The following is a 14,068-nucleotide window of genomic DNA, read 5'->3' as shown; positions in this document are numbered from 1 at the left end:
TCTCCCTTGGGCGAAAGCCTAGTCCAGGGAACGCGGGCAAAACGTTGTTTCCTTTGGCGAGGAAACCGGGCGGCCGCGCAACAGCCTTGCCGTGCGCGGCTCTACCTGTAGTCCTTTCGCCACTTCACCGAAAGCTTGGCGTCGCCGTCGCCGCCCAGGCGCGAGACCAGCGACAGCGCCCGCCGGATGCGCCATTCGACCTGAGCGGCCGGGCCTTCGCGGCCGCCGCCGATGATCTCCACATAGACGTCGTCGGTGACGTACTTGCCGCCGGCCACGGTCATGCCGGTGCTGCTCTCGGCGAAGGCCAGGCGGTCGAGCCGCGCGAAGCTGCGCAGGTTGCCGATCACGTCGAAACCGCCGCCGCCGGCCAGCGACGCCAGGGCCGAAGCCAACTGCGCGGCCTCGATCGGTGACAGCTGGGCGGCCGACGAGCCGAACAGCACCTGCGACAGCACCTCGTCCTGCGGAAGTTCGGGCTTGGAGGTCAGGGTGATCTCGGGCTTGGCTGCGGTGCCCCTGACCTGGATGATCGCCGTCAGGGCGTCGTCCTCGCGGGTGGCGGTCAGGTCCAGGCGGATGCGTTCCAGCTGGGTGGCCAGGCGCACGACGCCATCGTCGTCGAACTCGAAGCGCTTGCCAGCGAAGTCGTACTCGCCGCGCACGACGCGAGCCACGCCGTCCAGCACCGGGCTGGCGGTGGTGCCGCCCACATGAGCGTCCAGCGACAGCTCGACGTCCAGGCCCCTGCCCTTCACGAAGATCCGGCGCGGAGCCTTGAGGGTGACGTCCAGCGCCATGCCCGAGTTGGGCTTGCGCGCCTGGATCTCGACGCCCTGAACCAGGTCCTGCGGCCGGTTGCGCTCGATGACGTCCATGGAGACGACGCCGGCCGGGGTCTTGGACTGGGCCGAGACATCGGCGCGATCGATGGTCAGGGCCCCGGACAGCTTCACCTTGCCGTCGGCGGCGCGGTTGATCGTCGTCTGGCCGGTGGCCTGGGCCTTTGCCAGTTCGTTGTCGATCACCTGGAAGTTCTTCATATCCAGGCGGAAGCTTCCGACGCCGTCGCGCGCCAGGCTGATCCGCCCTGCGCCCGAAGCCGTCCCGCCCCGGCCGTCGCCGGCCTGGGCCTGGCTGACGTCGATGGCGTTGTCGGCGAGATTGGCGGTGATCGCCACGTCCTGCAGGCGCAGGCCGGTCTGACCATCCTCGAACCGGCCGCCCGACAGAGAGGCGCGGCCGATCAGGCGCGGATCGGCCAGCGTGCCGGCCAACGAACCCTCGGCGTCGATCTTGCCCGACAGCCCGCGTTCGGGACCGATCAGCAGGTCCCACAACGGCTTGATCTCGCCCTGAGCCAGGAAGCGCCCTTGCACCGCCCGACGGCGATCGATCGCCAGTCGGAAGGGCTTGGCCGAGGCTTCGGTCGGCAGGGTCAGGTCGGCTTCAGCCTTCAGGCCCTGCGGGTTGCTGCCGCTGGCGCGGATGGTCATGACCTTGTCGCGCAGGTCGCCGTGGATGGTGGCGTCCAGCGACTGCTCGGCCTTGGCGCCGCGTTCACGGGCGCCCGACAGGTTGGCGTCGAGCTCGCCGTCCAGCGCCTCGCCCTGGCCACGCATCGAGACCCGGGCGTCGATACGGCCCGTCAGGTCGGGATTGAGCGCGGTCAGGCTGACGCCGACCAGATCGGCGCGCAGATTAGCCAGCTCTCCGCCGACGTCGAGGTCGAGGTCGGCGCGTCCGTCGCCGACATTGAGCCGCACGCGGCCCGAGGTGCGTGCACCGCCGAAGCGGATCTGCGCGGCTTCTCGGGTGGAGACCTCGGTGCGCGCCATCCGCCCCTTGGCGTCGAGGGTCAGCAGGTAGTCGTCGGGCTGCTGGGCCAGCAGGCCCGAACCCGCCAGCCGCCATCGTCCGGACGGACCTTCGCCGCGCGCGTCGAGGTTCAGCGGCAGGCGGTCCATCGGGCCGGAGGCCTTAATCGAGGCGTTGCGCACCTTCCACGCTCCGCCGGTGACGTCCTGGGCCGCCAGGTCGAGCGTCGCGGTCGGGCCGCCGGCCGCGTCGACAATCTTCACCGAACCGGTCACCGAGCCCTGGGCCAGGAAGGCGCCCGGCCCGACGGCGACGGTCAGGTCGGCGGTCGCGGGACGGCCGTTGCGCAGCGAGGCCGCGCCGCCGGCCTTCAGCCCGCCGGCGTCCACGTCCAGGTCTGAAAGCTCCAGGCCGCCGGGGGCGAAGCCGAAGGCGGTGCTGGCGCGCGCGGGCCCGTACTGGCTGGTCGCCTGCAGCGCGGCCATGCCGTCGCCGCCGTCGGCGCGCTTGGCGAAGGTCACCGACAGCTTGGCGTCCTTCAGCGGCAGCCGCGGCAGGTCGATACTGTCGAACGCCGCCTGCAGGTCGGCGCGCGGCGCGGTCAGGGTCCCGGTGATCGCCCCCGTGCCGGAAGCCTTGCCGCTGACCTCCACCGGGCCCGCGCCGAACGGCCCCTCGGCCGACCAGTCGAGCTTGAAGGCGAGATTGCCGCCGGGGTTCATCACGCCCGAGGTGCGGGCGCGCGCGGCCGCGCCGTCCAGCTTGCCGTCGGCCACCGACAACTTGCCGTTGTCCCAGGCCGCGCGAGCCGAAACCCGCGGCGCGGCGCCCAGCAGGCGGTCCAGTTCGGCCATGCCGCTGGCGAAGCCGGCGCCCCGCGCTTCGGCGTCGAAGTTCCAGGGCTTGTTGCGGGCCTGGCTGGCCGACCACTTGATGGCGGCCGAGCCCTTCATGCCCTGCCGGATCGGCGCCAGCGACGCGACCTTGGCCGTGCCGTCGAACGAAAGACCGCCCAGCAGGCCGCGCTCGCCCTTGGCCTCGACCACGACATTGGGCGCGATCACCTTGGCCCGCTTGATCAGGAAGCGGCCGTCCTTCAGGCGCGCGCCTTCAAAGTCGGCCTTGGGCGCACGGCCCAGCGGCGCCAGAAGCCCCTCGCCGGCCCCGCCTTCGCCGCTCGCCGAGGCGCGGATGGTCAGTTCGCCCTTGCTCCAGCCGACGAAGACCGGCCCTTTGGCCCGCGCCAGGCGATAGCCGAACAGTTCCAGATTGGACACGTCGCCCGGCCCTTCGACCGAGAAGCCGCCGTCGCCCAGCTTGAAGACGCCCTGCGCCCTGGCCGCGCCCATCTTCGGCATCGGCGTGATCTTCGAGAGATCCTTCACGGCCGCCGAGAAGGTCACGCCTTCCGGCGCCGTGCGGCGCTTGGTCAGATCGGTCGGACCGCGAGCGTCCAGCGACAGGTTGGGCGCCCGCAGCTTCAGCGACAGATCGGTCAGCGCGCCGGCCTTGCGACCGACCACGTCGACGTCCACCGCCGCCCCGAACATACGCTCGTAGAGATCGGTGTGGCTGGAGGCGGCCAGATCGACATGACCGCTGGCCGAACCGCCCTGGGCGTTCCAGGCGCCGCCGGCGCGCAGGGGCACGTCCTGGCCGCTCTGGGCCTTGACGGTGAAGGCGCCGGCCTCGGTCGTGCCATTGGCCTTGGCGTCGAGCATGAAGGGGCGATCGGCGGGAAGACCGAGGCTTCCGGCCAGGGCGCCGCCCTTGGCCTCGCGGCCCACGGCCGTCAGCAGCAGGGTCTTGTCGCGGCCCAGGTCGAAGACGAGGTCCAGGTGATCACCGGGGTGCAGCCGGCTGGCGGCCGACAGCCGTCCGGCCTGGCCGCCCATGCGCGCCATCTCGTAGGCGCCCGACAGGTCGAAATCGCCGGCGACGTTGCTGAACGCCGGGCGGGTCACCAGCCGCAGCTTGAAGGCGTCGAGATCGGCCGAGATCGGCGCGGCGCCCGACTTGCCCTTGGGGCCAAGGGTCGGACGACGCACCAGGGTCACCTGCCGCGCCTCGATGCTTTCAGCGTGGAAACGCCGCCACCAAAGCTCGCGCGGCTTCCAGACCACGCGCAGGTCCGCGCCCTCCAGCCAGACGCCCTTCTCGTCGGAGATGGTCAGCCGGCGAACCCCGAAGTCACGCCAGATGTCGCCAGACAGGCCCTCGATCTTCAGCGTGCCGATGCGGCCCAGCTTCAGGCCGCTGGTGCGGGCTTCGAGGAAGGCCCGGCCCTGCGGGGTGATCACGCCGTAGCGAACGACGCCCAGCACCAGCGCGACGATGGCCACCAGCGTCACCGAGATGATGATCAGCCAGCCGGGGCCGCCGATGCGGCGCGCGACCTTGGCCGCGGCTTCGGCCACTTGCTCGACGGGTTCTGGCGGTGGCGCGGCGTCGGTCAAAAGCTCTGCCCGATGCTGAGATAGATCTGGAATGCCGCATCGCCCTCGCGCTTCTCGAGCGGGAAAGCGATGTCGGCGCGGATGGGCCCGAAGCCCAGGTCGTAGCGGACGCCGAAGCCGGCGCCGACGCTGAAGTCGCGGGTGTTCGGGGTCGGCTCGGTTCCCACGGCGCCGGCGTCGATGAACACCACCCCGCCCCACTGCTGGGTGAACCGATGGCGCAGCTCGATCGAGCCCTCGAACAGCGACAGGCCGCCTTGCGGCGTGTTGTCCGACAGGCGTGGGCCGATGGCCTGGTAGGAGTAACCGCGCACCGAACCACCGCCGCCGGAATAGAAGCGCCGCGAGGCCGGGACTTCCGGCATGGTGCCGCCCAGCATGGCGCCCAGCTTCAGGCGGCCGGCCAACACCGTGTCTGCCTCCTTGCCGAAGGGGATATAGGCCGAGCCCTGGGCCTGGGTGCGGATGTAGACGAGGCTGGTCTCGCCGGTGATGGCGGTCGGCTCGGCCCGCGCCTCGACCCGCCAGCCGCGGCGGGGGTCAAGGATGTTGTCCGAATAGTCCCAGGCATAGGCGCCCAGCGCGGTGAAGGTGGCCAGGTTCAGGCGCTGGCCCACGGGCAGGCCGTTGGCGGTGGTCAGCTCCTTGGTCTGCGACAGGTCCACGGACAGGCCGTAGGTGCGATACCTGGTCGTCTGCAGACGGCGCGTAAGGTCGGCGCTGAGCGTGGCGCCGGTTTCGTCATAGGCGTCGGTTGTGTCGGCGAACACCCGGCTGGTCAGCTTCAGGGTCTGCTGCGGACGGCCCCAGTGCGGCAGCGCCACCGAGCCTTCCAGGCTCTTTTCCAGCTTGGCGACGCGGCTGGTGATCGTCGTGGTGTCGGCGCGGCGCAGACGGTTGTAGCGGATCCACTTGGCGTCGACGCCGGGGCCTTCGCTGGTCGAATAGCCCGCGCCCAGTTCGAGCGTGCGAGAAGCGCGGTCAGCCAGGGTGACCTGGATCGGACGCAGCCCGTTCGCCAACGCCTTGTCCTTGGGGGCCAGGGCCACCGACACGGTGTCGTAGACGCCGGTGTCGCGTAGACGGCGCTCGAGCTCGGCGATGTCTTCGGGATCGTAGACGTCGCCTTCCTTCCAGGGGGCCAGGCGCTGCAGCCACTCGATCCGCGTGCGCCCCTTGGTCGATAGCTCCACCCCATCGACCTTCACCAGGTCTCCGGCGGCGATGATGAAGGTCGGGCGGACGGTGTGATCGGCGTGGTCGACGATCACCTGGCGCGGGTCGGCCATGGCGTCGGCGTAGCCCAGCTTCTGCACCTGGGCGACGGCCCGGCCTTCGGCGCCGAGAATCTCGGCGGCCCGGCCGGCGGAGCCTTCGGTCAGGCCCAGCACCGAGAATGCGCGCTCGCGGACGCCCTCGTCGGGCGGCGCGCCGGACCAGTCGATCCGCGGGTCGGCGATGACGAACAGCTGGCCCGGCGTGACCTTCACCGTGCTGCGCGGCGGATCGGTCTCGGTGACGTCGGGATCGACGACATAGGCGTAGTAGCCCTCGGCGCGCAGCACCGCGACGGCGTCATCGGCGGCGTCACGGGCGCGGCGGCGGGCTTCGGAACGGCTGGCGGGCGGGCCGTCGGACTGGGTCAGGGCGCGCTGAATGGCTTCGCGCAGGGCGCGATCCTCGACGCCTGTGATGGTCGCCGATGGTTCGTCCGCATTAGCCTGAGCCGCCACGGCCGCGATGGCGGCCGCCAAGCCCAGGACTGTCGTCTTACGCACCAAGCCAAGTCCCCGCACGGAGCGCCCCCAGGACCTCGTGTAGTCGGGCGCTTCACGGCTGTCACCCGACGAAATGCTGCGGGAGCGAACGATCTCGACTTCTCAGGTCCGGCAATCGGCGCCCAAATGCTAGGCAGTCATGCGCAACCGCGGGGCGAAGGTCGAAATCCGCCGCGAACCTTTTCGAGGCGTTCTAGGTTTCCATCGACCAGCGCCGCTTCGGCGCGGGTCCAGGAGACGGACAATCAACGTGGACACCGGCGTGGCGGCAAAACTACAGAGCCTGGACGAGGCCCCAACCCTGCCGATGACGGGCGCGGCCTACCTGCCAGGCGTGGCTTATGACGAGATGTTCGCCGCTGGCGGCGACGTGCGGGCCCACTACGCCCCGTTGCAGTCGCGGATGGCGACCCTGGGCGCCTCGGCCCTGGCCGACCGGCAGAAGACCCTGGAGCGATCATTCCTGCTGCAGGGCATCACCTTCACCGTCTACGGCGCGGGCAGCGCCACCGAACGGATCATCCCCACCGACCTTTTCCCGAGAATCATCCCCGCCGCCGAATGGGCGCGGATCGAGTCGGGCCTGACCCAGCGGCTTCAGGCCCTGAACATGTTCCTCGCCGACATCTACGGCGAGCAGAAGATCCTGATGGACGGCGTGGTGCCGCGCGAACTGGTGCTGGGCGCGCCTTCGTACCGGCGCGAGATGCAGAACCTTTACGTGCCGCACAAGTCGTACGCCAATGTCTGCGGCAGCGACCTGATCCGCGGCCAGGACGGCGAATTCGCCGTGCTGGAAGACAATCTGCGCGTCCCGTCCGGCGTCTCCTACATGCTGGCCAACCGCGACGCGGCCAAACGCACCTTCCCGGGCACCTATCGCGAGGCCGGCGTGCGGCCGGTCGAGCGCTATCCCGACCTGCTGCTGGCCACGCTCAAGAGCATGAGCGCCGACTGGCGCTCGGATCCGCAGGTCGTGGTGCTGACCCCCGGCGTCTACAACAGCGCCTACTACGAACATGCCTATCTCGCCCGCCTGATGGGCGTGCCGCTGGTCGAGGGCCGCGATCTCGTGGTCCACGACAACATGGTCTACATGCGCACGACCACCGGCCTGCGCCGGGTGGACGTGATCTATCGCCGGGTCGACGACGACTTCATCGACCCCCTCACCTTCCGCCGGGATTCGTCGCTGGGCGCCGCGGGCCTATTCAACGCCTATCGCGCCGGCAACGTCGTGATCTGCAACGCCCCGGGCACCGGCGTGGCCGACGACAAGGCCGTCTACGCCTTCGTGCCGGACATCATCCGCTACTACCTGGGCGAAGATCCGATCTTGCCCAACATCGAGACCTATCTCTGCCGCGAGAAGAGCCAGCTCAGCCACGTGCTCGACAACCTCGACAAGCTGGTGGTCAAGGCCGTGGGCGCCTCGGGCGGCTACGGCATGCTGGTCGGCCCGCACGCCAGCGCCCAGGAGCGCGCCGAATTCGCCGAGGCCCTGAAGGCCGATCCGGCCAACTACATCGCCCAGCCGACGATCCAGCTGTCGACCGCGCCGTGCCTCGTGGACGGCCGCATCGAACCGCGCCACGTCGACCTGCGCCCGTTCATCCTGTCGGGCGAGAAGACCATCGTCACGCCCGGCGCCCTCACCCGCGTGGCGCTGAAGCGCGGCTCACTGGTGGTCAATTCCAGCCAGGGCGGCGGCTCCAAGGACACCTGGGTGCTGGCCGAGGAGAACGGCCACCACAACGGCAATGGCCACGGCAAGGGAGGCCCGCAATGATGCTGGCTCGGGTCGCCGACAGCCTCTACTGGCTGGGCCGCTATATCGAGCGCGCCGAACACCTGTCGCGCCTGTCGAGCGTGATGCTGAACGCCACGCTGGACCAGACCGATTCCGGCATGCAGGCGGTGTGGATCGCCCTGTCGGCCGTCGGCGACGACGGCGCAGGCAAGGTCTCGCCGTTCGAGGCCGCACGCGCCCTGGTGCTGGACCGCTCCGACCCCAACTCGGTGGTTTCGTCCCTGACCATGGCCCGCGAGAACGCCCGCCAGGTGCGCGACCAGATCACCACCGAGACCTGGGAACGGCTGAACGTCCTCTATCTGCGCGTCACCGACGCCAGCGCCGAGGCCGAGTTCGCCGACAACTCGGTGTCCTACCTGCATGACGTCATCGCCGACGTGCACCTGTTCAAGGGCGCGGCAGACGCCACCATGAGCCATGGCGAAAGCTGGCGGTTCATGATGCTGGGCATGTACCTTGAGCGCGCCCAGCTGGTCTCCAGCCTGCTGGAAGTGTGCTTCGCCCAGGCCCCCAGTCGCGAGATCCACGATCACCTGGCCCTGGTCAGCCTGCTGCGCATGGCCTGCGCCCTGGAGCCGTACCTGCGGGTCTACACGGCCGAGATCGAGCCCAGGCACATCCTGGAGTTCCTGGTCTTCGACGAGGACTTCCCGCGCTCGATCCGCTTCGCCACCTCACGCATCGAGGAACACCTGACCGCGCTGGCCCGCCACGTCGAAGCGGCCGGTCGCGCCGCCCCGGAACGCCTGGCCGGCAAGCTGAAGGCGCGCCTGCAGTACGCCGACGTCGACGAGCTGGAGACCATCGGGGCCGGCGCCCTGCTGACCACCGTCGTCAACGAGTGCGCCCGCATCCACGAGGCGATCTACGAGACCTTCGTCGCCTACCCCCTCGAACTCCGTCTGCCGGCCTGACCATGCTGCTCGAAATCCGCCACGTCACCCAGTACCACTACGAGCGCCCCGTCCGCGAAAGCCTGATGGAGCTTTGGATGCAGCCCCAGAAGGGCGCGCGCCAACGGCTGGTCAGCTTCGAGCTCGACCTCGACCCGGCCGCCCAGCTGTTTTCCTATCCCGACAGCTTCGGCAATGCGGTCTACCATTTCGACGTGCCCCAGCCGCACGACCGCCTGACCATCATCGCCCGCTCGGCGGTGGAGACCGAGCACGCCGTCGAACTGCCCGACCGGCTGGACATCGGCGAATGGGACCGCCTGCGCAGCGAGTTCGTTCGCGGCGAATGCTTCGACTTCCTGCGACCCCACGGCTTCGTGCAGACCACCGAGCGCCTGCTGGCCTTCATCGCCCAGCACGACCTGGAGGCCTTGCGCCGGCAGGACCCGCTGACGGCCCTGCGCCGCCTGAACGAGACTCTCTATCAGTCCTTCGGCTATCAGCCGGGCGTCACCGACGCCGACAGCCCCATCGACCTGGCGCTGGAGGCCGGCAGCGGCGTCTGCCAGGACTTCGCGCACATCATGCTGGCGATCTGCCGCAGCTGGGGCCTGCCGGCGCGCTACGTGTCTGGCTACCTGTTCACCGACCGCGACGCCGGCGACCGCTCTGATCCCGACGCCACCCACGCCTGGGTCGAGGTGTTCCTGCCCAGCCTGCGCTGGGTCGGTTTCGACCCGACCAACAACTGCCTGACCGGCGAGCGCCACGTGGCCGTCGCCGTGGGCCGCGACTATGCCGACGTCACGCCCTCGCGCGGGGTCTACAAGGGCGACGCCGAGAGCCATCTGGCCGTCGGCGTGACGGTGCGCCGGGCCCGCGCGGCGCTGGCCGAACCCGAGTTCCTGCGCCTGGCCAAGCCGGCCTCGTTCGGCGCGCGCCGGCGCAACGGCGACGCCGCGGTCCACCAGGACCAACAGCGCCAGCAGCAACAACAACAGCAGCAATAGAAAACGGCCCCGGCGGATCTCCACCGGGGCCGAACTTCATCAGTCGATCTTCACGAACGGCGTGGCGCCGCTGGTGACCTTGGGCAGCTCGCCGTTCCACTTCTCGATGGCCTGCTGCTGCAGGACCTGGGGATTGGCGCGGATGGCCTCGCCCTTGATGCGGATGGCCTCGGCCTCGCCGCGCGCCTTGGCGATGGCGGCGTTGGCCAGGGCCGTCTCCTTGGCTTCCAGCGCCTTGGCGGCCAGGGCTTCCTGCTCCAGCTTGGTCTTCTCCTGCATGCGGTCGACCACGGCGCTCGGGTAGCGGATAGAGCCGATCCAATCCATCTGCGACACGCTCACGCCGTGCCGCGCCCACTTGCCCGACACCCGCGCCAGCGCTCTCTGGACGACCATCTGGCGACCGCCGCTATAGAGCGTCTCGACCGACACCTTCTCGGTCTCGGCGGCGATGGCCGAACGCACGTCGTTGCGGATCGGCCCGTCGAGCAACTGATCGAAGGTCAGGCGGTAGGTCTGGTAGAGCATGGGCGCCGAGGCCGGATTGACCTGCAGCGTCACCGACACGTCGGCCGTCATCGGCAGGCCGGTGTTGTCGCTGAACTGCAGCTCCTCGTTCTCGTTGCCACGCTCGTCGCGGTCGCGGGTGTAGCTGTAGGTGCGCTGGATCACCGGAAACTGGACGATCCGCTCGCCGATGCCCCGGAAGTACCAGCGCGCCGGCAGAGCCTCCGGCGCGACGCCCGCGCCGGTCCCAAGGGTCTTGATCTTGACCCCGACATTGCCGGGCTCGACCGTGGTGCCCTGCGAGATCACCGAGCACGAGCCCAGCACCAGCACGGCGCCCGCGATAGTGACGAGCAGGATCGCCCGCTTGTTCAGCGGCGAATGAATAGCCATGGATTTTCCCTCAATGCGCCTTGGGCGCGCGTTTCGAAGCGTTCGACGGGTGGGTCGCTATGGCGATGAACCGCGAGGCCAGGAAGATCAGTCCGGCCGCGCCGAGCGCAAAGGCGAGCGGCGCCGCGATCAGCCCCAGGTCCGTGCCCGAGCCCCACAAGGGACCCACGACGACGCGAACCAGGACGACCGCGAGGACCACCCAGATCGTAAGAAGTGCGACAGCTTTCCCCAACATCCCCTCAGCCCTCATGGACCGGCGATATCCAATAGCTAGGCAGGGGAAGGCGCCCCTTCAATCAGGGCGCCCAGAAATTGCCGCGATTTAATCTTCGGCAGCATGGCCAAAGGGGGCCGCCGCTCAGGCCGCGTAGACGTGGCTCTTGCCGATCGCCAGCGTCACCGCGCCATTGAAGCGATCGGCGTCGGCGCGCGATGCAGCGATCTCGATGCGGGTCCCATCGGCCAGCACGGCGTCGACACGCGCCAGGGCGCCCTGGGCGTTGACGCGCTCCACCCTGGCCTCGACGCCCTCGCCGGCGAGCACGAAGTCGTGCGGCCGCACGAAGGCCACGGCCGCGCCGTCGGCGACGCCCGGGGCCGGCAACGCCAGCGGACCAGCCGTGAACCGGCCGCCCACGACCTTGCCCTCGAAGCGGTTGGATTCGCCGACGAAGCCACAGACGAAGGCCGAGGCCGGATTGTCATGCACCTCGCGCGGGCTGCCGATCTGCTCGATCTTGCCCTTGTTGAGGATGGCCACGCGGTCGGCCAGTTCCAGGGCCTCTTCCTGGTCGTGGGTGACGAAGATCGTGGTCACGCCCGTGGCGTCGTGCACGCGGCGCAGTTCCTTGCGCAGCGACTTGCGGACGGTGGCGTCCAGGGCGCCGAACGGCTCGTCCAGCAGCAGCACGCTGGGCTGCACCGCCAGGGCGCGCGACAGGGCCACGCGCTGACGCTGGCCGCCCGACAGCTGCGAGGGATAGCGGCCGCCCAGGCCGTCCAGCTCGACCAGCTTGAGCAGTTCGTCGACGCGCTTGGCGATCTCGGCCTTCGGCGGCTTGTCCTTGCCCTTCCGAACGTCGAGGCCGAACGCGATGTTCTTGGCCACGGTCATGTGCTTGAACAGCGCGTACTGCTGGAAGACGAAGCCCACCCGACGCGCGGCGGCCGAGGCGTAGGTGACGTCCTTGTCGTGGAACAGCACCTGGCCGGCGTCGGGGAACTCCAGGCCGGCGATGGCGCGCAGCAGCGTGGTCTTGCCCGAGCCCGACGGCCCCAGCAGCGCCAGCAGTTCGCCGTCGGCGATCTCCAGATCGACGTTGTTCAGCGCCGGATAGCGGCCGAACTGCTTCTGGACGGAACGGATGGAGATGGTCATGGCGTCTTCGCGTTCCGTTTAGTGTCCGCCGCGGCCGCGAACGGCCGGCTGGGCGACTTCGAGGGCGGTCTTCAGCACGAGGGTGACGATGGCGAGCAGGCACAGCAGAGCCGCGACCGCGAACGCCCCCACGAAGTCGTACTCGTTGTAGAGGATCTCGACATGCAGCGGCATGGTGTTGGTCAGGCCGCGGATGTGGCCGCTGACCACCGACACCGCCCCGAACTCACCCATGGCGCGGGCGTTGCACAGCAGCACGCCGTACAGCAGGCCCCAGCGCACGTTGGGCGTGGTCACCCGCCAGAAGGTGTAGAGGCCAGAAGCGCCCATCGAGATGGCGGCCTCCTCCTCGCTGGTTCCCTGCTCCTGCATCAGCGGGATCAGCTCGCGGGCGACGAACGGGAAGGTCACGAACACGGTGGCCAGCACGATGCCGGGCACGGCGAAGATGACCTTCAGGTCGTTGTCGAGCAGCCATTCGCCCAGCCAGCCCTGCATGCCGAACACCAGCACGTAGATCAGGCCCGCCACGACGGGCGAAACCGAGAACGGCAGGTCGATCAGGGTGATCAGGAAGGCCTTGCCCGGAAAGTCGTGCTTGGCCACGGCCCAGGAGGCGCAGAGGCCGAAGATGGCGTTGAACGGCACGGCGATGGCCGCCGTCAGCAGGGTCAGCTTGACCGCCGCCAGCGCGTCCTCGTGCAGCACGGCCTCAACGGCCGCCGGCACGCCCTTGCGCAGGGCCTCGGCGAACACCGCGACCAGCGGCAGGATCAGCACCAGCGCCAGGAAGACCATGACGACGCCGATGACCAGCGCCTTGACCCAGGTCGGATCCTCGGTGGGGTGACGGGCGCGCGCCATCAGACGAACCTCCGGGAAAAGGCCTGGATGGCGTTGATGACGAACAGCATCAGGAAAGACACCACCAGCATGACCACCGCGATCGAGGCGGCCTGGGCGTACTGGAACTGCTCCAGCTGGATGATGATCAGCAGCGGCGCGATCTCGGACTTGTAGGGCATGTTGCCGGCGATGAAGATCACCGAGCCGTACTCGCCGACGCCACGCGCAAAGGCCATGGCGAAGCCGGTCAGCCAGGCCGGACCCAGCGCCGGCAGGATCACGCGCCAGATCGTCTGCAGGCGCCCCGCGCCAAGGCTGGCCGAGGCCTCCTCGACGTCGGCCGACAGGTCGCGCATCACCGGCTCGATCGTGCGGACCACGAACGGCAGGCCGATGAAGATCAGGGCGATGGTGACGCCGGCCGGGTTGTAGGCGGCCTTGATCCCGAGCGGGGTCAGGAACTGCCCGATCCAGCCGTTGGGCGCATAGAGGGTGGCCAGGGCGATGCCGGCCACGGCGGTCGGCAGGGCGAAGGGCAGGTCGACCAGGGCGTTGATGATGGTCTTGCCCGGAAACTCGTAGCGCACCAGCGCCCAGGTGGTCAGCACGCCGAACACGCCGTTGGCGATCGCCGCCACCAGCGCAGCCCCGAAGGTCAGGCGATAGGCGGCCAGAGCGCGCTCGGAAAAGGCGGCGGCGACGAACTCGGACGGCGACAGCTCGGCCGCCTTCAGCGCGACGGCCGAGAGGGGAATCAGCACCACCAGCGACAGGATCGACAGCGTCACGCCCAGGGTCAGGCCGAACCCGGGAATCGCTGACCGCCTGCGAAACAGCGGACGACGCGCCGCGGCGGGGCGTTGCGCGGCAAGGGAGTCGGCGGTCATGTCCTGATCGTCGTCCTGGTTCCGGCTGCGGCACGCGGCCTTTGGGTGAACAAATGCGCGCGCGGCGCCTCGACGTCGAACCGGCGCCAAGTTGGAGCGCTTAAATCTCCACTGCGCCGATGGGGTCAATTGAGATTTCTCGGGCGAGCCCCGTAGAAAAACTGTCCGTTCGGCACCCTGCCCCGCGCAAGCCAAACCGCGAAGCGAAATCCGCGCCGGAACTCAACCGGCGAAGCTTGAATTTCAATATATGAAACAACGATGCAATTTATGGGAAATTTCTTGC

The 14,068-nt window shown here is 69.2% G+C and carries 10 protein-coding genes; 3 read left to right on the top strand and 7 right to left on the bottom strand.

Going from position 1 to position 14,068, the window contains the following annotated elements; translation table 11 throughout:
* Nucleotides 1-101: 101 nt before the first annotated feature.
* On the bottom strand, nt 102-4,235 hold the full coding sequence (locus G5B46_RS01400; RefSeq protein WP_346764852.1) for a translocation/assembly module TamB domain-containing protein: 4,134 nt from the start codon (nt 4,233-4,235) through the stop codon (nt 102-104).
* A gap of 35 nt (nt 4,236-4,270) precedes the next feature.
* Nucleotides 4,271-6,055: an autotransporter assembly complex family protein gene (locus G5B46_RS01395; protein ID WP_165255418.1), complete on the bottom strand. Its 1,785-nt coding sequence runs from the start codon at nt 6,053-6,055 to the stop codon at nt 4,271-4,273.
* Between the two features lie 259 nt (nt 6,056-6,314).
* Between G5B46_RS01395 and G5B46_RS01390 the strand changes: the two genes are divergently transcribed.
* Genes G5B46_RS01390 through G5B46_RS01380 form a run of 3 tightly spaced genes read left to right on the top strand, consistent with a single transcriptional unit; the run spans nt 6,315 to nt 9,768 of the window.
* Entirely contained in the window at nt 6,315-7,841 is a 1,527-nt protein-coding gene (locus G5B46_RS01390; protein ID WP_165256466.1) for a circularly permuted type 2 ATP-grasp protein, read from the top strand.
* A complete protein-coding gene (locus G5B46_RS01385) occupies nt 7,838-8,779 on the top strand; it encodes an alpha-E domain-containing protein (protein WP_165255416.1) in 942 nt (313 codons plus the stop codon). Before G5B46_RS01390 ends, G5B46_RS01385 begins: the two co-directional genes overlap by 4 nt.
* A 2-nt stretch (nt 8,780-8,781) precedes the next feature.
* Entirely contained in the window at nt 8,782-9,768 is a 987-nt protein-coding gene (locus tag G5B46_RS01380) for a transglutaminase family protein (protein ID WP_165255414.1), read from the top strand.
* 39 nt (nt 9,769-9,807) lie between these two features.
* On the opposite strand, the gene G5B46_RS01375 is transcribed toward G5B46_RS01380, so the two are convergent.
* From G5B46_RS01375 to cysT, 5 genes are all read right to left on the bottom strand, one after another.
* Nucleotides 9,808-10,668 carry an SPFH domain-containing protein gene (locus tag G5B46_RS01375; protein WP_165255413.1) on the bottom strand — a complete coding sequence of 287 codons (861 nt, stop codon included), beginning with the start codon at nt 10,666-10,668 and terminating at the stop codon, nt 9,808-9,810.
* Nucleotides 10,669-10,678: 10 nt separating this feature from the next.
* Nucleotides 10,679-10,870, bottom strand: coding sequence for a hypothetical protein (locus tag G5B46_RS01370; RefSeq protein WP_165255411.1), 192 nt, complete (start codon nt 10,868-10,870; stop codon nt 10,679-10,681).
* A 159-nt stretch (nt 10,871-11,029) separates the two neighbouring features.
* Entirely contained in the window at nt 11,030-12,049 is a 1,020-nt protein-coding gene (locus G5B46_RS01365) for a sulfate/molybdate ABC transporter ATP-binding protein (protein ID WP_165255409.1), read from the bottom strand.
* An 18-nt stretch (nt 12,050-12,067) separates the two neighbouring features.
* Complete coding sequence (gene cysW, locus G5B46_RS01360; protein WP_165255408.1) at nt 12,068-12,913, bottom strand: sulfate ABC transporter permease subunit CysW; 846 nt, start codon at nt 12,911-12,913, stop codon at nt 12,068-12,070.
* Nucleotides 12,913-13,782, bottom strand: coding sequence for a sulfate ABC transporter permease subunit CysT (gene cysT, locus G5B46_RS01355; protein WP_165255406.1), 870 nt, complete (start codon nt 13,780-13,782; stop codon nt 12,913-12,915). Before cysT ends, cysW begins: the two co-directional genes overlap by 1 nt.
* Between the last annotated feature and the right edge of the window lie 286 nt (nt 13,783-14,068).

The organism is Caulobacter sp. 602-2 (assembly GCF_011043625.1).
Classification (GTDB): Bacteria; Pseudomonadota; Alphaproteobacteria; order Caulobacterales; family Caulobacteraceae; genus Caulobacter.
This window is presented reverse-complemented; position numbering and strand designations above follow the sequence as displayed.